At 64.2% G+C, this 20,767-nt stretch carries 17 protein-coding genes and 1 pseudogene; 8 read left to right on the top strand and 10 right to left on the bottom strand.

Features of this window, described 5'->3' with window-relative positions; all coding sequences use genetic code 11:
• Positions 1–552: 552 nt before the first annotated feature.
• Entirely contained in the window at positions 553–2,739 is a 2,187-nt protein-coding gene (locus ACSQ2G_RS06715; protein WP_436029376.1) for a 3-hydroxyacyl-CoA dehydrogenase NAD-binding domain-containing protein, read from the bottom strand.
• Between the two features lie 19 nt (positions 2,740–2,758).
• The gene (locus ACSQ2G_RS06710) at positions 2,759–3,964 is read right to left on the bottom strand and encodes an acetyl-CoA C-acetyltransferase (RefSeq protein WP_436029374.1); all 1,206 of its coding nucleotides are present in this window, start codon (positions 3,962–3,964) and stop codon (positions 2,759–2,761) included.
• Between the two features lie 81 nt (positions 3,965–4,045).
• Between ACSQ2G_RS06710 and ACSQ2G_RS06705 the strand changes: the two genes are divergently transcribed.
• The gene (locus tag ACSQ2G_RS06705; protein ID WP_436029372.1) at positions 4,046–4,993 is read left to right on the top strand and encodes a phytanoyl-CoA dioxygenase family protein; all 948 of its coding nucleotides are present in this window, start codon (positions 4,046–4,048) and stop codon (positions 4,991–4,993) included.
• 8 nt (positions 4,994–5,001) lie between these two features.
• Here ACSQ2G_RS06705 and ACSQ2G_RS06700 read toward each other — a convergent pair whose 3' ends face one another.
• The 4 genes from ACSQ2G_RS06700 to ACSQ2G_RS06685 all read right to left on the bottom strand — a co-directional run bounded on the left by ACSQ2G_RS06700 (position 5,002) and on the right by ACSQ2G_RS06685 (position 8,163).
• Positions 5,002–5,364 (bottom strand): hypothetical protein, encoded by a 363-nt coding sequence (locus ACSQ2G_RS06700; protein WP_436029371.1) that lies wholly within the window; start codon positions 5,362–5,364, stop codon positions 5,002–5,004.
• Positions 5,364–5,747 (bottom strand): hypothetical protein, encoded by a 384-nt coding sequence (locus tag ACSQ2G_RS06695; RefSeq protein ID WP_436029369.1) that lies wholly within the window; start codon positions 5,745–5,747, stop codon positions 5,364–5,366. The genes ACSQ2G_RS06700 and ACSQ2G_RS06695 overlap by 1 nt, the downstream gene beginning before the upstream one ends.
• Before the next feature lie 55 nt (positions 5,748–5,802).
• A complete protein-coding gene (locus ACSQ2G_RS06690; RefSeq protein ID WP_436029367.1) occupies positions 5,803–7,593 on the bottom strand; it encodes an acyl-CoA dehydrogenase C-terminal domain-containing protein in 1,791 nt (596 codons plus the stop codon).
• A gap of 90 nt (positions 7,594–7,683) precedes the next feature.
• Positions 7,684–8,163, bottom strand: coding sequence for a MerR family transcriptional regulator (locus ACSQ2G_RS06685; protein WP_035075726.1), 480 nt, complete (start codon positions 8,161–8,163; stop codon positions 7,684–7,686).
• 188 nt (positions 8,164–8,351) lie between these two features.
• Here ACSQ2G_RS06685 and ACSQ2G_RS06680 point away from each other — a divergent pair, with 188 nt between their 5' ends.
• Positions 8,352–8,987 (top strand): S24 family peptidase, encoded by a 636-nt coding sequence (locus ACSQ2G_RS06680; protein ID WP_436029365.1) that lies wholly within the window; start codon positions 8,352–8,354, stop codon positions 8,985–8,987.
• Between the two features lie 11 nt (positions 8,988–8,998).
• Here ACSQ2G_RS06680 and ACSQ2G_RS06675 read toward each other — a convergent pair whose 3' ends face one another.
• The 3 genes from ACSQ2G_RS06675 to galE all read right to left on the bottom strand — a co-directional run bounded on the left by ACSQ2G_RS06675 (position 8,999) and on the right by galE (position 12,089).
• Positions 8,999–9,208: a hypothetical protein gene (locus tag ACSQ2G_RS06675; protein WP_436029363.1), complete on the bottom strand. Its 210-nt coding sequence runs from the start codon at positions 9,206–9,208 to the stop codon at positions 8,999–9,001.
• A gap of 112 nt (positions 9,209–9,320) precedes the next feature.
• Complete coding sequence (gene pgm, locus ACSQ2G_RS06670; RefSeq protein WP_436029361.1) at positions 9,321–10,958, bottom strand: phosphoglucomutase (alpha-D-glucose-1,6-bisphosphate-dependent); 1,638 nt, start codon at positions 10,956–10,958, stop codon at positions 9,321–9,323.
• Between the two features lie 141 nt (positions 10,959–11,099).
• Entirely contained in the window at positions 11,100–12,089 is a 990-nt protein-coding gene (galE, locus tag ACSQ2G_RS06665) for a UDP-glucose 4-epimerase GalE (RefSeq protein ID WP_436029359.1), read from the bottom strand.
• Between the two features lie 301 nt (positions 12,090–12,390).
• On the opposite strand from galE, the gene rfbC reads away from it, so the two are divergent.
• Positions 12,391–12,960, top strand: a complete 570-nt coding sequence (gene rfbC, locus ACSQ2G_RS06660) for a dTDP-4-dehydrorhamnose 3,5-epimerase (RefSeq protein ID WP_436029357.1) — start codon at positions 12,391–12,393, stop codon at positions 12,958–12,960.
• A gap of 115 nt (positions 12,961–13,075) precedes the next feature.
• Positions 13,076–13,362, top strand: a pseudogene (locus ACSQ2G_RS06655) (transposase); the annotation flags it as partial.
• A 74-nt stretch (positions 13,363–13,436) separates the two neighbouring features.
• Here ACSQ2G_RS06655 and ACSQ2G_RS06650 read toward each other — a convergent pair.
• Positions 13,437–14,825 carry a hypothetical protein gene (locus ACSQ2G_RS06650; protein ID WP_436029355.1) on the bottom strand — a complete coding sequence of 463 codons (1,389 nt, stop codon included), beginning with the start codon at positions 14,823–14,825 and terminating at the stop codon, positions 13,437–13,439.
• A gap of 507 nt (positions 14,826–15,332) precedes the next feature.
• Between ACSQ2G_RS06650 and ACSQ2G_RS06645 the strand changes: the two genes are divergently transcribed.
• From ACSQ2G_RS06645 to ACSQ2G_RS06630, 4 genes are all read left to right on the top strand, one after another.
• The gene (locus tag ACSQ2G_RS06645; RefSeq protein WP_436029353.1) at positions 15,333–16,598 is read left to right on the top strand and encodes a glycosyltransferase; all 1,266 of its coding nucleotides are present in this window, start codon (positions 15,333–15,335) and stop codon (positions 16,596–16,598) included.
• Complete coding sequence (locus ACSQ2G_RS06640; protein WP_436029351.1) at positions 16,598–17,866, top strand: hypothetical protein; 1,269 nt, start codon at positions 16,598–16,600, stop codon at positions 17,864–17,866. Before ACSQ2G_RS06645 ends, ACSQ2G_RS06640 begins: the two co-directional genes overlap by 1 nt.
• Positions 17,863–19,065 (top strand): polysaccharide pyruvyl transferase family protein, encoded by a 1,203-nt coding sequence (locus ACSQ2G_RS06635; RefSeq protein ID WP_436029349.1) that lies wholly within the window; start codon positions 17,863–17,865, stop codon positions 19,063–19,065. Before ACSQ2G_RS06640 ends, ACSQ2G_RS06635 begins: the two co-directional genes overlap by 4 nt.
• 98 nt (positions 19,066–19,163) lie before the next feature.
• Positions 19,164–20,597, top strand: a complete 1,434-nt coding sequence (locus ACSQ2G_RS06630; RefSeq protein WP_436029347.1) for an O-antigen ligase family protein — start codon at positions 19,164–19,166, stop codon at positions 20,595–20,597.
• Positions 20,598–20,767 lie beyond the last annotated feature (170 nt).

The following is a 20,767-nucleotide window of genomic DNA, read 5'->3' as shown; positions in this document are numbered from 1 at the left end:
GCTATTATGTTGTCAAAGTATTGGGATTTTGATATGCTTTTATTCTCATCATTTGTTGTCTCTTGAGCGCGGCCAGCCTAGAGCAGCTCAGTCAAGACGCCGTCAGCCGATACTGAGTTGCGGCCCGTCGCAGACTAAAACAGTCATTTTTTCTCGCAGTTGCGAAACGGGGAGCGATGGCGGCCACTGGCGATGACTATGCTCGGTGTGGCTGAACCGAGGAATCAGCGGCGCCTAGCCGATTTCGAGACGCGATGCGGGGCGCGAGAAGGCGGGCCGGGCTCCGCCTCAAGGATTTTCCTGGCGATGAATTAATGCGTCAGCATCGCGTGGACTAGAAGGTCACCCGCCTTGGCTTTGTGAATTCTCAATTGTTAAAAAATGACACAAAGTGAATATATCCAACAAGTTGTATTGTAGAATGCGTCAAGAGTCCGGTTGTATGCAGCTGAAAAGGAGTGAGAAGGTATAGCGATTTTCATGTATTCCTAAGAAAAAAGGCCCGCCTTACTCGGGCGAGCCCCTTCCGTGATGGCAAGATCAGTCGGCGGATTAGGCCGCAGCCTGCTCCTTGACTCCAAATCGACTGTAGAAGGTCTCGCCCTTGGCGGCCATGTCGCGCAGCAATTGTGGCGGTGAGAAACGCGCGCCGTACTGTTGCGCCAAAGCGTCGCAGGCCTCGACAAATTTGGCCGCGCCCACGCCGTCGATCAGGCTGACCGGCCCGCCAGTCCAGGGTGCGAAGCCCCAGCCTAGGATAGCGCCGACGTCAGCCTCGCGCGGATCGGTGATCACGCCTTCCTCGAAGCAACGGGCGGCTTCCACGGCTTGGCGGTAGAGCAGCCGGGTGCGGATTTGCTCGATGCCAACCTTGTCGACCTCGGCGATCCTGACCGGCGCCAAGTCGGCGAGGCCCGGCCACAGGGTCTTGGGGCCGTTCTCTGGATAGTCGTAGAAGCCCTTGCCGTTCTTGCGGCCATAGCGGCCTTCGCCCTCGACCATCTTCTCGATGATCGCGGTGAAGGGGCGCTCCTCGTACTTGTCGCCGAGATCCTTCTTGGTCTGCTGGGCGATCTTGTAGGAGAGGTCCAGCGCGACGTCGTCGTGCATCTCCAGCGGACCGCGCGGCATGCCGGTGGCCCGGCCGACGTTGTCGATGATGGCCGGGGCGTAACCGTCGGACAGCAGCTCCATGCCTTCCTGCACGAAGGTGCCAAAGCAGCGGCTGGTGTAGAAGCCGCGGCTGTCGTTGACGACGATCGGGGTCTTCTTGATCTTCAGGACATAGTCGATCGACTTGGCCAGGGCCTCCTGAGAGGTTTCCTCGCCCATGATCAACTCGACCAGGCCCATCTTGTCGACCGGCGAGAAGAAGTGGATGCCGATGAACGAGGCCGGGCGGACCGAGGCCTTGGCCAGGCCGGTGATCGGCAGGGTCGAGGTGTTGGAGCCGAAGATCGCGGTGTCGGCCAGCTGGGCTTCCGCCAGCTTGGTGACCGAGGCCTTCACGTCGCGGTTCTCGAACACGGCCTCGACCACCAGGTCGCTGCCCTTGACGTTGGCGTAGTCGGCGGTCGAGTGGATCAGGGCCAGGATGGCCTCGCCCTTCTCGGCCGTCATTTTCCCGCGCGACACGGCCTTCTTGACCAGGCCCTCGGCGTAGCCCTTGCCCTTGTCGGCGGCTTCCTGCGTCTGGTCGATCAGCACCGTCTCGATACCGGCCATGGCCTGGACGTAGGCTATGCCCGCGCCCATCATGCCGGCGCCTAGTACGGCGACCTTCTTGACGTCGTAATGCGGCACGCCGGCCGGCCGGCCCGAGCCCTTGCCCAGCTCCTGGAGAGACAGGAACAGGGTGCGGATCATGCCCCTGGCCTGGGGCGACATCAGGGTCTTGAGGAAGTAGCGGGTCTCGATGCGGATGGCCGCGTCGAACGGCACTTGCAGGCCTTCATAGACGGCCTTCATGATGTTCAGCTGGGCGGGATAATTGCCGTAGGTCTGCTTGCGCAGCATGGCGTTGCCCATGATGAACACCTGGCTGCCGCTGGCCGTGTAGGGGCCGCCGCCGGGGAGCTTGAAGTCCTTCTTGTCCCAGGGCGCGACCGGGTCGCCCTTGGTCTTGACCCAGGTCTTGGCGGCCTCGACCTCCTGGCCGGCGGGGACCACCTCGTGCACGACCTTGAAGCCCAGGGCCTCGGCCGGCTTCATCGACTTGCCTTCCAGCAGGAAGGGCGCCGCGGCCATCACGCCCATCAGGCGGGTCAGGCGCTGGGTCCCGCCGCCGCCGGGCAGCAGGCCGACCTTGGCCTCCGGCAGCGACAGCTGGATCTTCGGGTTGTCGGCCACCACCCGGTAGTGGCAGGCCAGGGTCATTTCCAGGCCGCCGCCCATCGCCAGGCCGTTGATCGCCGCGGCGACAGGCTTGCCGCCGGTCTCGAGCGCCCGGAAGGCCTTGTTCAGGGCGAAGCCGGCGTCGAAGGCCGCCTTCAGGTCGCCCGAGCCAAAGCCGCCCTCGGCCCCGCCCAGTTCGCCCAGGTCGGCGCCGGCGCAGAAGCCGGTGGTCTTGCCCGAGGTGATCACCGCGCCCTTGATGGCCGCGTCGGACTTGAGGGTCTCGACCACTTCGCCGATCTCGCGGATCACCGAGGCGGTCAGGGTGTTCATCGAGCGGCCGGGCACGTCGAAGGTGACCAGGGCGATGCCGTCGCCGTCGACCTCGATCTTGAAGTTTTCCATTGTCGTTGGTCCTTGGATCTTAGACGCGTTCGATGACAGTGGCGGTGCCCATGCCGGCGCCGACACACAGGGTGATCAGGGCGGTTTCCTTGTCCGAGCGCTCCAGCTCGTCGAGCATGGTGCCCAGGATCATCGCGCCGGTGGCGCCCAGCGGGTGGCCCATGGCGATGGCGCCGCCGTTGACGTTCATCTTGTCGTGCGGGATGTCCAGCGCCTGCATCATGCGCAGGACGACGGCCGCGAAGGCCTCGTTCAGCTCGTAGAGGTCGATGTCCTTGACCTCCATCTTCAGCTTCTTGAGCAGCTTCTCGGTGACCAGCGAGGGGCCGGTCAGCATGATCGACGGCTCGCTGCCGATCGAGGCCGCGCCCTTGATGCGGGCGCGGGCTTTCAGGCCCAGGGCCTCGCCCATCTCCTTGGTGCCGATCAGCACGCCGGCCGCGCCGTCGACGATGCCCGAGCTGTTGCCGGCGTGGTGGACGTGATTGACCTTCTCCACCTGCGGATAACGCTGGGTGACCACGGCGTCGAAGGCCATGTCGCCCATGCCCTGGAACGAGGGATTCAGCGAGGCCAGGGTCTGCATGGTGGTGTTCCCACGCACGGTCTCGTCGTGATCGAGGATCGTCAGGCCCAGCTGGTCCTTCACGGCGATCACCGACTTCTTGAAGCGGCCGTCGGCCCACGAGGCGGCGGCCCGCTTCTGGCTTTCGACCGCATAGGCGTCGACATCGTCGCGGCTGAAGCCGTACAGCGAGGCGATCAGATCGGCCGAGACGCCCTGCGGGGCGAAATAGGTCTTGAAGGCGGAGGACGGGTCGGTCGGCCACGCGCCGCCGTCGCTGCCCATGGGCACGCGGCTCATGCTCTCGACGCCGCCGCCGATGGCCAGCTGGGCCTCGCCCGACGCGACCTTGGCCGCGGCCATGTTGACCGCTTCCAGGCCCGAGGCGCAGAAGCGGTTGATCTGCACGCCGGCCACGCTCTCGGCGTAGTCGGCGGTCAATACGGCGGTGCGGGCGATGTCGGCGCCCTGTTCGCCGACCGGGGCCACGCAGCCCAGGACGACGTCGTCGACATAAGAGGTGTCCAGGCCGTTGCGGTCACGCAGGCTTTCCAGGACCTGGGTGGCCAGGGAGAGGGCGGTGATCTCGTGCAGAGACCCGTCCTTCTTGCCCTTGCCGCGCGGCGTGCGCACGGCGTCGAAGATGTAAGCGTCGGCCATTTGATGGCTCCTTCCTGCGTAGGCTTGGATGGTTCATTAACCAAAGAGGCGTCTGATTCCGGGGATTTGGAGATCAGGACGATGACGGCAGCGGAGCGCTCGACGGACGTGGCCCACCCGGTGGTGAGCGACTTCATCGCGCGCGGCTATCATGTGTTCGGCGGCGGTGCGGACCCGGCGGCGGCGAGCGCCCTGCTGGCCAAGATCCGCGCGTTGCGAACGTTCGACGCGGACCTTTTCCTGTCGGAAGCCGAGTTCGACGCCGACCCGCAATATATCGGGGTGAACCCCGCGCCCGGCCGCAACCTGCTGGAGCGGTTCGAGGCCGACCTGGCCTTCGTCGAGAAGGACCCGGCGATTGTCGCGGCAGTCTCCGCCCTGCTGGGCGCCGGCTACGAGATCCTGCTCAAGAAGCTGATCTGCGGGGTGCCGGCCAGCGTCGTGCCGGACTGGCTGAAGGCCCGCATCGCCGGCAATCCGGTCAACAACCTGGGCGCCTATGTGAAGGCCCCGTTCCGGGACATCACCTATTTCTACGGCATCGACTTCCACCAGGATCTGATCGACTACAAGGACCGGGAAGCCGACTTCATCACCCTGTACGTCTACCTGCACGACGTGGGCGCGCACGACGCCCCGCTGTTCCTGCTGGAGGACAGCCACAAGCTGGGCGGGACGCTGTTCCCGCACGACCTGACCAAGAACCCCACAAGCGAAGGGGAGACCGGTTGGCTGTACCGCGACGGTCGCGGCCACGAGGTCCAGACCCGGCAGCACCTGCTGACGGGCAAGACCGGTTACGCGGCCATGTGGCACGCCTGCACCCTGCACGGCACCCAGCCCGACGCCGCCGACAACGAGCGTCTCTCCCTGCGCTACCTGATCGCCCGCAAGCCGGGCGTCGCGGCGCCGGGCATGGACGCGGTCAACGCCACCCTGCTGGGTCCGCTGAGCCTTGAGGCCACGCGCAAGGACCTGGACGCGCGCGGCGCGGCCCAGATCAAGGCCAACAGCGTCAACAAGGCGTAGGGGCTGGATCACTTCCAGCTTCCGATCGGCGACTTGGCGATCGGGACGCAGGCCAGGCCCCGGGCTGTGGCCTTGGCGCTGTAGGTGACGCGATAGCCGAACTCCGGCGCCGGCAGAGCGCAGGCCTTGAAGCCCGGGGTCGTTACCGACAGGCTCCAGTCTGCCACCTTCGAGCGCAGCAGGTTGTTGCACTGGTCGACATTGGCCTTCAGCGGCAGCTCGAAGTCGCCCGGCGGCTTGGCGCCGGGGCGCTTGGACACCAGCTTGCCGGTGAAGAACAGCGGGCGCGGACCGGCGGCGCGGACGCAGACGACGGCCGAGCGGCTGTCCGAAGCGACTTGGGCGGGCGGCGGCGCGACGGCGATCGGCATCAGCGGGTCTCCTTGCAGGTCAGCCGGCCAAACAGGCTCTTGCGATAGACGAAGGTCAGGCGCTGTCCGGCGACGGGCGGCGCGATCGGCCGGCAGAGGGCGTCGCCGTGGTGGTCGGCCGGCAGGTCGCCGGCCGCGGCGGGTTGTCCCGACCAGACCACCATCTGCGGCTTGGCCAAGGCGACGGCGTCGATGTCGGCGCAGCCGGTCTGGCCGGCCGCCACGGTGGGAAACGGCGTCTGGGCCAGGGGTTCGCGATAGGTGAGGCTGGTCCCCGACAGCTTGGCCGAAGTGGTCTTGAAGCGGCCGTCACGCACCAGGCCAAACGCGGCCGTATCGGTCGCGTTGGTCAGGCACAGGACGACGGCGGCTTCCAGCAGCATGGCTAGAGCGTCCTCGCGATCAAGGCCGGCTTTTCGACGTCGAGCACGCCCATGATCAGAAGGCCTCCGCCGGCAGGGCCATCAGCGTCTCCGAACCCGTCTTCAGCTTGGCCAGGTGAGCGCCCGCGTCAGGCAGGATGCGCTCGATGAAGTACTTCGCCGTGACGATCTTGGTGGTGAAGAAGGGATCGGTCGAACCGGCGGCGATCTTGGCGTTGGCCGCCTTGACCATCAGGGCCCACATGTAGGCCAGGCCCGTCAGGCCGAAGAGGTGCATGTAGTCGGTCGAGGCCGCGCCGGCGTTGTCGGGGTTCTGCAGGCCGTTCTGCATCAGCCACATGGTGCCGTCCTGCAGTTGGGCCTTCACCCCGGCCAGGGCGTCGACGAACGGCTTCAGCTCGGCGTCGCCGTCGTTCTCGCCGATGAACTGGTCGATTTCCTGGAAGAAGGTCATCACGCCGCGGCCGCCCTTGGAGGCCAGCTTGCGGCCGACCAGGTCCAGGGCCTGGATGCCGTTGGTTCCTTCGTAGATCAGGGCGATGCGGACGTCGCGCAGGTACTGGCTGGCCGGGAAATGCTCGGTGAAGCCGCTGCCGCCGTGCACCTGCATGGCGTCCGAGCAGATCTTGAAGCCCTTGTCCGTCAGATAGCCTTTCAGCACCGGCGTCATCAGGCCCATATAGTCCTCGGCCTTGGCGCGCACGGCTTCGTCCGGGTGATGGTGGGCCAGGTCGCCATGCAGGGCGGTCCAGAACAGGAAGGCGCGGCCGCCTTCGATCAGGGCCTTGCTCTCCAGCAGCATGCGGCGCACGTCCGGATGGACGATGATCGGGTCGGCCGGGCCGTCGGGGTTCTTCGGGCCAGTCAGCGAGCGCCCTTGCAGGCGGTCCTTGGCGAAGGCGACGGCGGCCTGGTAGGCGGCCTCGGCTTGGGCGATGCCCTGCAGGCCGACGCCCAGCCGGGCCTCGTTCATCATCACGAACATCAGCTTCAGGCCGCTGTTCTCCTCGCCGATCAGCCAGCCCTTGGCGTCCTCGTACTGCATCACGCAGGTGGCGTTGCCGTGGATGCCCATCTTCTCTTCGAGGCCGACGCACTTGACGCCCTCGTTGCGTTCGCCGACCGAGCCGTCGGGCTTGGGCAGGAACTTCGGCACGATGAACAGGCTGATGCCCTTCACGCCGGCGGGCGCGCCCTCGATGCGGGCCAGCACCAGGTGGACGATGTTGTCGGCCATGTCGTGCTCGCCGGCCGAGATCCAGATCTTCTGACCGGTGATCTTGTAGCTGCCGTCGGCTTCCGGAACGGCCTTGGTGCGCAGCAGGCCCAGGTCCGTGCCGCAGTGCGGCTCGGTCAGGTTCATGGTGCCGGTCCATTCGCCCGAGATCATCTTGGGCAGGTAGGTCTGCTTCTGGTCGTCGCTGCCGCCGGTGTGGATGGCTGAATAGGCGCCGTGGGCCAGGCCCGGATACATCGAGAAAGCCATGTTGGCCGAGCTCGACATCTCGCTGAAGGCCAGGTTGACGACGTGGGGCAGGCCCTGGCCGCCATAGGTCGGGTCCGAGCCCAGGCCGGTCCAGCCGCCCTCGCACAGCTGCTTGTAGGCTTCCTTGAAACCGTCCGGCGTCTTGACCGTGAAGTCCTTGTTCCAGACGCAGCCCTGCTTGTCGCCGACCGGGTTCAGCGGGGCCAGGACCTCGCCGGTGAACTGGGCGGCGGCCTCGAGGATCTGCTCGACGGTCTCGAACGGCGCGTCGGCGAAGCCCGGCAGGGCGCCGTGCTGATCGATGTCGAGCACGTCGCGCAGGATGAAGGCGTGTTCGCGAACGGGCGGCTGGTAGGTCATGAAGCGGTCCTGGTCAGTCGGATCGGGGAGGATGGAGGTGTGTCCACCGCGCGGGGCTCGGGTCTTGAACGAAACGCGCGGCGCTGGGGTCTACTTGCCCAGGGCCGCGTCCTGGTGGCCGTCCAGCCGGGCGCGCAGCACCTGGTCGTAGTCGGCGGCGCGGGGCAGCAGGTCTGGGCGGATCTCGGCCAGGCGCTTTTCGAGGCGGGCGCAGGCCTCGCGCAATTCGATCAGGGCGCCGTCGATGTCCTCGCGCTGCTGTTCCAGTGCGGTCGCCCTTTCGCGGAACTTCTTCAGCGACCGGGCCATCTGGGCCGCGCCGTCGTCGTTCTCGTCATAGAGATCGAGCAGCTCGCGGATTTCCGACAGCGATAGGCCCACGCGCTTGCCGCGCAGGATCAGCTGCAGGCGGACGCGGTCCTTGTGGGAATAGACGCGGTTGAGGCCTTCGCGAGCCGGCGTCAGCAGGCCCTTGTCCTCGTAAAAGCGCAGCGCGCGCGGCGTGGCTTTGAACTCGTTGCACAACTGGCGAATTGTAAAGGTGCGCTCTGGGCGTCGCAGGTCGGCCAACATTCGAACCCTCCCTGGGCAGGCCCGACTTCTGCGGCCGAGCTGGTTGGTTATCGACGATCACCATATGCTCGCGACGATCGGTCGTCAACGTTTACGTAAACGTCAACTTGTCCAAGGAGCGTTAGGTTTACTTTCCTAGGGTCGAGGCATATTTTCCGGGGTCCAAGGCCAGGATACAGCCCGCCATGTCGTCCCTGTCGCACACCGAAATCTGGACCGCGATCGACGCCCTGGCCAAGCGGTTCGACATGAGTCCGTCGGCCATGGCCAAGATGGCGGGCCTGGACCCCACCAGCTTCAACCGCTCCAAGCGGGGCGACGGCGATTCACGTCCGCGCTGGCCGTCGACCGAGAGCCTGGCCAAGGTGCTGGAGGCGACGGGGGTGGGCTTTTCGGAGTTCGCGGCCCTGACCGAGCGGGCGCCCAGGCCCAATCCGCGCGCGGCGCCGCTGATCGGCTTCGCTCAGGCCGCGGCGGAAGGCATGTTTGATGAAACGGGCGCGCCGATCGGCTCGAGCTGGGACGAGATCGCGCTTCCCGGCGTGGAGGACGAAGGCGTCTACGCCCTGGAAATCGCCGGCGACGACTTGGCGCCGGTCTTTCGCGACGGCGATCGCGTCCTGGTCTCGCCGTCGGTCGAACCGCGCCGGGGCGACCGGGTCGTGGTGCGGACCACGGGCGGCGAACTGCTGGTCAAGGAACTGGCGCGGGTCACGGCCCGCAGCGTCGAACTGGCCTCGCTGACCCGCGACGGCCGGGACCGGACGCTGGACCTGACGGAGGTGGTCTGGATCGCCCGCATCCTGTGGGCCAGCCAGTAGATCCCGTCAGGTCAGGTGCGCGGGCAGCTGCCGTGCTTGCTTTGCAGCCAGGCGGTCAGGTCGCCTTCCCACGGGGCGCCGCACGAGATGTCGACCCGGTAGGACGCCCAGTTGTCGTTGTGGGCGGCCTCGACGTGCGCGGCGGGAAACTGGGTGGCCAGTTCGCCGAGCAGAGAGTCGAATTCCGAGCGGTCCGAAGGACGAAGGGTGAAGCAAGCCATGAGACTAACCTTGGTTCCGATGAAACCAGACTAGACTCCAAAGTGCGGACAGACCCTTAACCGGCAGTTCAGACTTCGTTCATCTGTTGGGTCACGGTGTCGCAGGCGGTGGTCAGCCGGCCAGCGCGCCGGCGACCACCTTCCTGGCCTCGTCTTGGACCGCCTTCAGGTGGTCGGGGCCGAGGAAGGATTCCGCGTAGATCTTGTAGACATCCTCGGTGCCTGAAGGGCGGGCGGCGAACCAGGCGTTCCTGGTCACCACCTTGAGGCCGCCGATCGCTTCGCCGTTGCCGGGCGCCGTCGTCAGGGTCTGTTCGATCGATTCGCCGGCCAGTTCGTTCGCCGTGACGTCGCTGGGACTCAGCGAGGCCAGGCGCGCCTTCTCCTCCCGCAAGGCGGGGGCGTCGATGCGGGCGTAGGCCGGCGCGCCGTGTTCGACGGTCAGGTCGGCATAGAGCTGGCTGGGGCTGGCCCCGGTCACCCCTTGGATCTCGGCGGCCAACAGGCCCAGCAGAAGGCCGTCCTTGTCGGTGGTCCAGACGGTTCCATCCTGGCGCAGGAAGGCCGCGCCGGCCGACTCCTCGCCGCCGAAGCCGACGCTGCCGTCCACCAGGCCTGGCACGAAGTGCTTGAAGCCGACCGGCACCTCGAGCAAGCGGCGACCCAGCTTGGCGACCACCCGGTCGATCATCGAGGAGGAGACCAGGGTCTTGCCGACGGCGACGTCCGCGCCCCATCGCGGCCGGTGGCTGAACAGGTAGGCTATGGCCACGGCCAGGTAGTGGTTGGGGTTCATCAGGCCGCCGTCGGGCGTGACGATCCCGTGACGATCGGCGTCGGCGTCGTTGCCGATCGCCACGTCGAACCCGGCCGCGCCGTCGATCATATGGATCAAGTTGGCCATGGCCGAGGCCGACGAGCAGTCCATGCGGATCTTGCCGTCGGTGTCGAGCGGCATGAAGGCCCAGCGCGGATCGACCTTGTCGTTGACAACGGTCAGGTCCAGCCCGTGCCGGTCGGCGATCTCGCCCCAATAGGCGACGGCGGCGCCGCCCAGCGGGTCCGCCGCGATCCGCACGCCGGCCCGCCGCACCGCCGCCAGGTCCACGACGTTGGGCAGGTCGTCGATATAGTGGCCGAGAAAGTCGTACTCGCCCGCCGTCGCCCGGGCGCGTTCGAACGGGATCCGCCGCACCTCGGTCAGGCCGTCCCGCAGCAACTGGTTGGCTCGCGCCGCGATCGGCGTGGTGGCGTCTGAACCGGCGGGGCCGCCGGAGGGGGGATTGTACTTGAACCCGCCGTCGCGCGGGGGGTTGTGCGACGGGGTGATCAGCACGCCGTCGGCCGATCCCGGCGCCAGGCGGTTGTGCTTGAGAATGGCGTGGGACACCGCCGGGGTCGGGGTGAAGCCGTCGCGGGAATCGACCATCACCGTGACGCCGTTGGCGACCAGCACCTCCAGCGCCGTGCGCCAGGCCGGTTCGGACAGGCCGTGGGTGTCGCGACCGAGGAACAGCGGGCCGGTGATCCCGGCGCTGGCGCGATGCTCGGCAATGGCCTGGCTGATGGCCAGGATGTGGGCTTCGTTGAAGGCGCCGTCCAGGCTGGAGCCGCGGTGGCCCGAGGTGCCGAACGTCACCCGCTGGTCGACCCGGGAGACGTCCGGGCGGATCTCGTCATAGGCCTTGAGCAGGGCTGTCAGGTCGACCAGATCTTCGGGACGGGCTTGGCGGCCGGCGTGACTGTGCATGACGAAAACCCTTATTGCTCGCCCGGCGCGGCGACAATGTCGCCCCTCGGGATGGACCCGCGGAGGCGGTGTGTAGCCGCCAAATGCGTCAGTGTTGATATGGTCGGCGACGTCGAAACCAAGCATCTGCCTCGGGAACGATCAGCGCCTCAGGTCCAGCGCGCCGTTGGCGTGCCAGGCCCAGGCGTGCTCGATGATCGCGTCCAGATCATGGCGTGGCGTCCAGCCCAGTTGCTCGCGCGCCTTGCGGTTGTCGGCCACCAGGCTGGGCGCGTCGCCGGCTCGGCGCTCGGCCAACTCCAGCGGGAACGGCCGGTTGGACCGCCGCTCGATGGCGCCGACCAGCTCGCGCACGGTGGTGCCCGTGCCGGTGCCGAGATTGAAGACGTCGCTGGGCTTGCCGTCCAGCAGCCACTTCAGCGCCAGCACGTGGGCGTCGGCCAGGTCCAGAACGTGGATGTAGTCGCGCACGCAGGTGCCGTCGCGGGTCTCGTAGTCGCCGCCGAACAGCATGAACCTGTCGCGCTCGCCCCGCGCGGCGGCGATGGCCAGCGGGATGGCGTGGGTCTCGGGCTCATGGCGCTCGCCGATCCGGCCCTCGGGGTCGGCGCCGGCGGCGTTGAAATAGCGCAGCGCCACCGAGCGGAAGCCTTTGTAACGGGCCAGGTCCTCGAGGATCTGTTCGACCATCAGCTTGCTGCGGCCGTAGGGGTTCAGCGGGGCCTGCGGATGCTTCTCGTCCATCGGCACATAGACCGGCGCGCCGTAGGTCGCGCAGGTCGAGGAAAACACCAGCTTGTCGACGCCGGCCCGGCGCGCCGCCTCGACCAGGGTCAGGGTTCCGCCGACGTTGTTCTCGTAGAACGCCCCCGGCTCGGCCATCGAGAACCCGACCTCGATGAAGGCGGCGAAGTGGATGACGGCGACCGGCTTGTGCTTGGCGAAGACGGCGTCGAGTCGCCCCGCGTCTCGGATGTCGCCAATTTCCAGTGGACCCCACTGGACGAACGATTCCCAACCGTTCGACAGGTTGTCGTAGACCACCGGCGTGTATCCGGCCTGCGCGAGTCGAAGACAGGTGTGGGACCCGATGTAGCCCGCGCCGCCCGCAACAAGGATGGTTTCCTTCAAGGTCAAGCTCCATGGTTCAACATTGCCGCGCTGACCTAATCCAAAAACAAATCTTGAAACAGCGGTTGATGGAGATTGTGGCGAGAAGGTTCCGTTGTTGTTGTTGTTACTCCGCCTATCCGGGAAGGAGGGCGCATATGATGGGAAATTTGCCTCGCTACGCGGCGTCCTGAGTCCGCGTCGTAAATATTTTGGACAGTAGTCACCTCCCAGCTGCGCTGCGGCTTGACCCTCCGAGACCTATCCGGCAATGCGCTGATCCTCGTGGATGGCGCTGCGGAACAAGCTACGGAGAACGGTCATGCCTTTGGGTGTGTGCATTGTCGGAACGCGTCGGTTCGAAGACGATCGAGGCTGGTTTTCGGAAACCTACAACGCGCCCAAGCTATTGCAGCTCGGGATCGACACGATCTTTGTGCAGGACAACCAGTCCTATTCAGGATTTACCGGCACAATCCGAGGTATACATTTCCAGCGCCCCCCTCATGCGCAGGCCAAGCTCGTGCGGTGCGTCAGGGGAAGCATTTTGGACTACGCTGTGGATCTTCGCCGAGGCTCACCAACCTACGGTCAGCACGTCTTCGCCGAACTGAGCGCGATGAACGGCAACCAACTTTTTGTTCCCGTCGGTTTTGGCCACGCGTTCGTAACTCTGACAGCAGATACCGAGGTCGCTTACAAAGTTTCGGACGTCTATACGCCGGAATGCGACGGCGGGATTGTCTGGAACGACCCAGACCTAGCCATCGACTGGCCGGTCCCAGAGAGCGGCGCGATCTTGTCCTCCAAGGACCAACTCCTTCCGCGCCTCGCGGAGTTCGAAAGTCCCTTCGAATACGACGGGGCGCCGCTGACCCTAACGCAACTCTAGGAGCCGTAGACTCTAACGAGTCAGCGAGCGTAAAGCATGATTCAAGACTGCCTTTCGGGAAGCGGTCTTGAGCGTAACAGATCGTTTTGGTGTTGAGAGACGCCATTGGGCATGGATGGCGGGGTTGATCATTGGTCGCCCCGATCAGAAGGGCTCTACGGGCCGTGACAACAGGATGTTCGTGAAGGGGGTCCTGTGGATCGTGCGCACCGGCTCGCCCTGGCGCGACCTTTCCGAGAGGTTCGGCGACTGGAACAGCGCCTTCCGACGGTTCGGCCGTTGGAGCCAGAAGGGCGTGTTGCGGCGGATCTTCGAGGCGATGTCCGATGATCGGACTTCGAACACCTGATCGTCGATTCCACCATCGTTCGCGCCCACCAGAACGCCAGCGGGGCGACAAAGCAGATGGATGTGTCCAGAAAGCGCCGGTGAAGGGTGTCGCGGCTCTGAGGAGACTGCAAGCTTGGAGCTTGGGCTCATCTACCGAATCGATTGGGTCGCGCGGTGTTCGCAGCCGCGGCGGCCATGTTGGATGCGTGAGTCATCCACAGTGCTTTTACCTCGCTTTGCGGAGTCATCTTCAGTCGATCATCGACCACCACCTTTGTATCTGGGCTGAAGCCGTTCGCATTCAGCCAAGCCTTGCCTTGCCGTGCGGTCTGGTTGCTCTCGGTCATAAGGGGTAGTCCGGCTCGCAGGGCGATATTGCTGGTCTCCAACCTGTATTGGCGGGGCAGTCGACCCGCGCCAAGATTGGCGATCAGACGGTCGCCGCAGTTTTGCATCTGGCTCACAGACACCCGGATGTCGTTGTCGGGGGTTTCGGTGCGGTAGATCAAGAAGGGCGCGACTTCATTGCGTGACTTGCGGGTGTCGGCGAAGTCGCCGTACCCGATGTCGAACAGGCGCCAACGTAGGGCTGAGACCTCGTGGAAGCCGGACCCTTCGGGACATCGGCCCTCTCCTGGCGTCGCGCCGTAACGAGCCCAGACCTCGAAGGCCTGCGCGCACCTGTACGCGAAATTGTCGTTTAGGCCGATGCGGTTCCAGCCGGCGCCCGGCGTTTGTACTGGAAAGCCCTGGGTCGTGGTGGCGGTATCGTAGATATCGCCGAGCAGGCAGTCCGACACGGTAATGTTGGAACAGCCGACCCAAATCTCGGCGCCGTTTCCATAGCGAGTCTGGCCGGCGTGATAGGAACCGCCGATTTCGTGGATGTGGCAGAACCGCATATCGATGTCCGACCGCCCCGCCCATCGGACGCCGTGTCCGCCAGCTCCGGTAATGTCCAGATAGCGATAGCGCATGGAAGGGCTATCGCCGATCGCCACGACGCGGGGCGCGGCCATGATGCTGCTGGCGCGCTGCCCCGGATTCTGGGTGCTCTTGACGTAGAGAAAGGACGCGCCGTCTGAATGAAAGTCCCAGTCGCGCCTCAGGGTCGATGGACTTGGCGACTTGTTCGCGTAGAGCTTTCCGTCGACGTTGAGAAAGCCGATGTTGGCGCCGTCGGCGCCAACGGTGGTTATATTTCCGGTGATTTGGGCCGGGTTGTTGATTTCGACACGCCATACACCCCCGCCCACGTCCGCCCACACTTCGGGCCTGATGATCTTGTAACAGGACAGCTTCGGCATGTTGCGGATGTCGCCGCCGTAAGGTTCGACCGTACAGGCAGGTCCACCACCCATCCTGTTTGCTCGGATATTGAGGGGGCCATAGAATGTGTCGCCGCAGCGGAATCGCAGTCTGTCTCCGGGCTGGAAGGTGAACCCATTGACCTTCTCCAAGGTGCGCCAAGGCGAGAGCGGCGTGCGGCCGTCATCTCTGTCGTCGCCCTGCGCACTGACGTAGAATTCACTCATGACCCCGCCTGTCGTTCGGTTCGGTCGAGGACCTTCGCTTTGAAGGCTCCTGTTCGTCATTCCATCGCCGCGAGTCTCAAATGTGGCTGATCAGGCGGATCGCGTCGCGCAGGCGCGCTTTACATCCTGTCGGCGGCCGCAGTGTGCAAAGGAAGCTTCGATGGCCTGCCGCAAGCGCCAAATTCTTGCGTCGCTGAGTGGAAATTGGGCGCCTATTCGTCGACGTCCGCCGTTTCGTGACCGCCACTGTGACCGCCACCAAGCGCGCCGACTGTAAACGAAGCATCACTTGACCAGTCAGATGTGATGCTGCAATGCACACTTGGCGCGGCTGAAAGTCAGCGCCCTCTTGGAAGCGTAACTGTATCAGCGGTGCGCCTCCACAGAAGAGAAAATTCAAAGATGCGTCTGCCTCAAGCGTTAACGCCTTCATCGGAGGCGTCAGCGCTCCGCTCGCGAGAGTATGGATGAGGGTGCGTCGCGAGAAATGAAGACTGGATTTAACGCGTGACACCAGCCGCCTATTCGCCCGCACTGGCTTCCGGCCAGAGGCATCTGCTTTCCATAAACGCCTACCACTATGCCCGGGGCGGTGCGGATGTCGTCTATCTCAATCACGCAGCGTTGATGGAGCGTCATGGCTGGAAGAACTCCTTCTTCTCCATGCATCATGCCGAAAACATAAAGAGCGACGATGAGGCCTATTTCGCCGAGGAGATAGCCTACGACAACAAGCGGTCTCTCAAGGACTCAATCGTCCAGGCGGGAAAAATTATCTATTCTATCGAAGCGCAGAAGAAGATCTCAAGTCTTCTGGATACGCGCAAGATCGATATCGCTCATGTGCACAGCGTCTATCATCATCAATCACCGTCGGTGCTTGTTGAGCTCAAGAAGCGCGGTATTCCGGTCGTCCTTACCGCCCACGATCTGAAACTCGCCTGTCCGGCCTATACTATGCTCAGCCCCGACGGTGTCTGCGAACGCTGCAAAGGTGGGAAGGTCTGGAATGTCGCCGTGCGCCGCTGCATCAAGGGCAGCTTGGCGGCGAGTTCGATCATCATGGTCGAATCGGCTATCCACAAGTTCTTCAAGCTGTACGCCAACAACGTCGATCGCATTGTCGCCCCAAGCCGCTTCTATCGCGAGAAGCTCATCGAATGGGGTTGGGACGCCGACAAGATCGTCCATGTCCGCAACTTCGTCGACGTGAAGGAAACCGCCAGCCGGGTGACGGTGGGCGGCTATGTTCTATTTTTCGGCCGGCTGTCGCGGGAGAAGGGGTTGGCGACGCTGATCAAGGCGGCGGCTCTTTCCAAGGTGCCGGTGAAGATCGCTGGTCGGGGGCCGCAGAGCGATGAGTTGAAGGCGCTGGCCGAGAGCCTTTCGGCGCCGGTGGAATTCCTGGGGTTCCGTTCTGGTCAGGCGTTGTGGGATGTTGTCGACGGCGCCAAAGCCATCGTCCTTCCCTCGGAATGGTACGAGAACGGGCCGATGAGCGTCATTGAAGCCTTCGGGCGCGGCAAGCCGCTGATTGGCGCTCGCATCGGCGGCATTCCAGAGATGATCGTGCCGGACCAGACGGGATGGGCGTTCGAATCAGGCGATGTGGAAAGCCTCGCCGCGGCATTGCGAACGGCCTGGGAAACGCCGGACGCTCAGCTGCTGGAGATGGCTAAGGCCTGTCAGGCGATCGCCTCGGTTGAATACTCTGACGCCGCATATTACGACGCCATTCAGGGCCTCTACGGCGACCTGCTCGGTAAGCGCTGATGCGGGGAGTCGCGGGGCGCAATGTCAAGCTCAATCTCAAGATTGTCGGCAAGCTCGTCGTTCCGCTTGACCAAGCCGTCTATAGCTGCGCGACCTTCGCCGCGAACATTCTGGCGGCGCGCAGCCTGCCCGCCGCCGGTTTCGGCGTCTTTGCGCTGGCTTTCACCTTGGCGACCCTGGTGATCGGGCTGCAGCGCGCCACGTTCTGCGAGCCGCTGTTGATCCTGTCCGAGGGGTATCGGCGCGACGGCGCATTCAAGAGCGCGGTGACTTGGGTGCTCGGCGTTTCCAGCCTGATTGGCTTGGCTTTCGCGCTGTCATTGATCGGCGCCATGGCCTTTACCCAAGGGCGTACTGCGTATTTGCCGCTACTTCTTTTGGTGTTCGCGCCCTTTGTGCAGGACGCGACGCGCTTCGTGTTCATCGCCGCGGGGAGGCAACCTCTCGCTCTGGCGTCGGACATGATCTGTTCTGCCTGTCAGATAGGCTTCATGCTTGTTGCCTCACGGACCAACGCCCCTTTGCCCGAGATTTTCCTGGCTGCCTGGGCGATCGGCGGACTGGTCGGTCCGGTCTTGCTGCTGCCGTACGGATACATCCTCCTGAACAGGGAGCCTTCGCGCAAGAAGGCCGCGCGCGGGGAAAGTTGGGCGCTTGGGCGGCAGTTCGGCATCGACTACTTGCTTGGCATCGCCACGATCCAGGGTACGCTGCTGGCCGCTACGGCCGTGACGGGCACCATAGCCGCCGCGGCGCTGCGCGGCGCCGACACGCTGGTCGGCCCTTTCAGGATCCTCCTAGCTTCCGCTCCGGCCTTCCTCCTGCCGACCTGGTCGCGGCGCGAGACGCAGGAGCGAGGCCTGATCAAGCCGGTCCTGCTGTTCTCGACGCCCGTGTGCGCCCTGGCGCTGACCTGGACGGCAGTGCTGCTGCTAATGCCGCCCCACTACGGAAGGGCGCTGATGGGCGACAGCTGGCTGGCGATCCGCACGGTGCTGCCGCTCGTCTTGCTATCCCTGCTCCCTATTACGATAACCACCTTCTCTGCGGTGGCGCTCAAGGCGCTGCGCGGCGGCCGCGAGATCGTGATGGCTCGCCTCGCCCTGCTGCCCGTCGGGTTGGTGCTTGGCTGTGGCGGCGCCCTGCTTCATGGCGCTGTCGGCGCGGCGGCGGGCTCGCTCATAACTTCCATGATCGCGGGCTTGGTTTGGTTTGGCACGCTCGTCAGAGCACAGAACATGCGACGTACAGAGGCGCTCCAAGAATGACTCTTTTGATCACCGAGGCTTACAGCGCTTCCAACATCGGCGACCTGGAGCTTGTGCGACGGTCGATCGAAATCGCGCAGAAGAAATATCCAAATCGCGCCAGCGTGTGCTTGGCGGTCGATCCGGCTTCGTTTGGCGACATGTTCCCTGACGTGCAGTTCGTAACGCCGATCTTCTCCCGCCTGAAGTACCTGAAAAGCAAAGGCGTCGCCAAGTTGGGCCTAGCGGCGTCGTGGGCACTCACGATCATGTCCCTGAGCGTGACGGGGCTGCTGCCCGTGAGCGCGGCGAAGGCGTGCGCGGCCAAACTGGTAGCCGCCAAGTTCGTCGATCCGGCCGTCGGGTTCTATCTGGAATCTCCGAACGTGGTCGCGGTCGGTGGGGGCTATCTCGGCGATCAGTACGTCAAGCACACGGTGCTGACCATGTGGACTTGGTGGTGGGCGGGCCGGGTCGGCTGCGCTGTCGAGACCATGCCGTTGAGCGTCGAAATCGAGAAGCCCGCCTTGCGCAACCTCGCCAAGGCGACCCGCCACGTAACGTGGCGCGTTCGCGACCAATCGAGCGCCGACGCCCTCGCCAAAGGCGGCGTTCCTCATGTCCTGCTGCCGGATTTGGCCTTCTTGAACGTCGCCTCGGCGGCTGCTCAGCCCCGCGAGCCTCGCGCGGGCGTCATGGTCGCCCTGGTCGGGAGCGATTATCTCTCGTCGGAGGAATCCCGGGCGCTTTCCGCCAGTTTGGCCAAGACGCTCATCGACAACTATCTCGACGCTCCGGTGACCCTGCTGTCGATGCACCGACCCGTTGCGGGCACGCACGTTGGTGGCGACCAGGCGGCCTCTGACGGCTTGATCGACGTGCTGGCAAGGAGCGGCAAAACGGCCTCAAAGGTCAATGCCGAGGTCTATGACGATGTCTGCAGCCTCTGCGCGGGGAGTGACGCGGTGATCTCGGCGCGCATGCACGCCGGGATCGCGGCCTTGTGCGGCGGCGCGAAGGTCGCTCTCCTTGCATACGAGGAAAAGCACTTTGCGCTGATGCGGGATCTAGGCCTCTCCGGGTTTGTCGTCGATATCCGCGCTTCGGCCGAAGAGATCAACCAAATGGTTTCGCGCCTAAAGGAGGCGGACCGTTCGATCTTTATCGCAGCGGCCAAGACGTACTACACCAAGGTCTCCGACGCGCTATTGAACGGTTAGGCGTTGCGCGCCTTGACGAGCGTGGAGCCGGCAGTCGCCGCGCTCCTTCGTGGACTGACGATGGGCGGGGGCTTGCGGCGAGGGCGGTTCGGATAGGCATGGCAAACATCGACACATCACAGCGCGGCCAACCCGGCCAGCCAGCGGCGAGCAAGCTGTCCTTTCGATATCAAACGATCGCGATGGTGCTCGTCGCCATCTATATAGCGTTGCATTATCTGATCTTGGTCAGCCAATCGACCTATGGGCCATCGTTCATTGATGAGCTGGCGTGCCTGCTGCTTCTGCCCTTTGCGGTGCTGGCCTTCATTCATGCCGGCTTGAAGGTCGCGACTATCGGTCTAATTGGCTATTGGATCTGCCTGATCGTCGGCATGATCCTGGGACCCGACCAAGGCGTTCCGCAACCGCTGTCCGCGCTCGTCGCCGCTGCGCTCGACACCAAGGTCGCGGTGATGGCTTTTGCATTTGTCTGGCTCTTCAAGCGATTGGACCGGCCAGAAGCGGTCTTCAACGTCATCTTCTTCACGTTCATTGCAATCGCAATCATAGACCTACCCTTCGTCGGGCTGGATTATCTGCGCGGCGGTAGCAGTCTTCGTGGCGCCCACCTCGTCGTGAAGGCCGGCCTGGTCCAACCCATGGGCCTGTTTGGCAATCATACGGAAACTTCATGGCTGTTCACGATCGCCGCCTTCTCTTCGGCGGTGCTCTACAAGGCTCGCCGCAAAATGCACTATCTGTTGCTCTGCGCGTTGTTCGCCGGCGTCGTTTTCGCGGTCCTCTCGATCAAGGAAATGCTCGCCTGCGTCATCGGCTTGGTAGTCCTCCTGCGACCGCCGAAGGCTGGCTTCTTCTCGCTGTTGTTTTCGCTGGGCGGTGTTGGCGGCGCGATTTTCCTGTTCCTGGTCTACACGCCAATCGGCAACTCATTGCTTGAGCACATGAGCATGTTCACCGGCATGAGCAGAATAGAGACCGTCCGCTCGGGTATGTTCGATGCGTCAATCAAGATCGCGGCGACGCATTTTCCCCTAGGGACCGGCGGAGGCACGTTCGGCAGCGCGCCGTCCTATCAATACGGCTATAGTTATGTCTATTACACCTACGGTCTAAACAATCTCTATGGTGGAAGTCGCGAGTTGCCGCGCTTTCTCCAGGACATCTTCTGGCCGAAGATATTGGGAGAAGGGGGTGTTCTTGGTTTTGCTTTCTACGCGATGTTCTTCGTGGCCATTTCGATACCCCTGTTCCGTATACGGTCGAAGACCCGCGGGCGAGGCGACATGCTCCAGGCGTTTTGCATCGCCAATTTCATCCTCGTCTTTGCGATCTCGACAGCATCCGCGCCCCTGACCAACGAACTGCTGCTGTTCGTCACGGGGGTGAGCCTGGGCTATGGCATGGGCGGGGTGAGGATCGGGGGGCAATCTTCGCGGCAGACCTCGACGCGAGCGCGGCGAACTGAGCCGCAACGCGCCCTAGATACCTCTGGCGATGTTGCGGGTGAGCAGGGCTTGGGGCCTTCATAGAGCATACTTGATAGAGCATGCTTGACCGATCGATTCTGAATCGCCTGCATCACTGCCGCAGCGTTCACAAGCATGTCGCGCGGGTCGAGCATACGGATGACGGAAAATGGGCTGGCGGGCTGAGCCGAGTGTCCAAATTTGAGGCTAAAGGAGACAATTCAACCGAAGCT

Source organism: Caulobacter sp. LjRoot300, assembly GCF_964253875.1.
GTDB lineage: Bacteria > Pseudomonadota > Alphaproteobacteria > Caulobacterales > Caulobacteraceae > Caulobacter.
Note: the sequence above shows the minus strand (reverse complement) of the source record. Positions and strands in the feature narration are given on the sequence as shown.

Excerpts from the sequence above, each read along its gene's own strand:
- ACSQ2G_RS06715 (WP_436029376.1), bottom strand. The coding sequence starts at position 2,739 with ATGGAAAACTTCAAGATCGAGGTCGACGGCGACGGCATCGCCCTGGTC.
- ACSQ2G_RS06710 (WP_436029374.1), bottom strand. The coding sequence starts at position 3,964 with ATGGCCGACGCTTACATCTTCGACGCCGTGCGCACGCCGCGCGGCAAG.
- ACSQ2G_RS06705 (WP_436029372.1), top strand. The coding sequence starts at position 4,046 with ATGACGGCAGCGGAGCGCTCGACGGACGTGGCCCACCCGGTGGTGAGC.
- ACSQ2G_RS06700 (WP_436029371.1), bottom strand. The coding sequence starts at position 5,364 with ATGCCGATCGCCGTCGCGCCGCCGCCCGCCCAAGTCGCTTCGGACAGC.
- ACSQ2G_RS06695 (WP_436029369.1), bottom strand. The coding sequence starts at position 5,747 with ATGCTGCTGGAAGCCGCCGTCGTCCTGTGCCTGACCAACGCGACCGAT.
- ACSQ2G_RS06690 (WP_436029367.1), bottom strand. The coding sequence starts at position 7,593 with ATGACCTACCAGCCGCCCGTTCGCGAACACGCCTTCATCCTGCGCGAC.
- ACSQ2G_RS06680 (WP_436029365.1), top strand. The coding sequence starts at position 8,352 with ATGTCGTCCCTGTCGCACACCGAAATCTGGACCGCGATCGACGCCCTG.
- ACSQ2G_RS06675 (WP_436029363.1), bottom strand. The coding sequence starts at position 9,208 with ATGGCTTGCTTCACCCTTCGTCCTTCGGACCGCTCGGAATTCGACTCT.
- pgm (WP_436029361.1), bottom strand. The coding sequence starts at position 10,958 with ATGCACAGTCACGCCGGCCGCCAAGCCCGTCCCGAAGATCTGGTCGAC.
- rfbC (WP_436029357.1), top strand. The coding sequence starts at position 12,391 with ATGCCTTTGGGTGTGTGCATTGTCGGAACGCGTCGGTTCGAAGACGAT.
- ACSQ2G_RS06650 (WP_436029355.1), bottom strand. The coding sequence starts at position 14,825 with ATGAGTGAATTCTACGTCAGTGCGCAGGGCGACGACAGAGATGACGGC.
- ACSQ2G_RS06640 (WP_436029351.1), top strand. The coding sequence starts at position 16,598 with ATGCGGGGAGTCGCGGGGCGCAATGTCAAGCTCAATCTCAAGATTGTC.
- ACSQ2G_RS06635 (WP_436029349.1), top strand. The coding sequence starts at position 17,863 with ATGACTCTTTTGATCACCGAGGCTTACAGCGCTTCCAACATCGGCGAC.
- ACSQ2G_RS06630 (WP_436029347.1), top strand. The coding sequence starts at position 19,164 with ATGGCAAACATCGACACATCACAGCGCGGCCAACCCGGCCAGCCAGCG.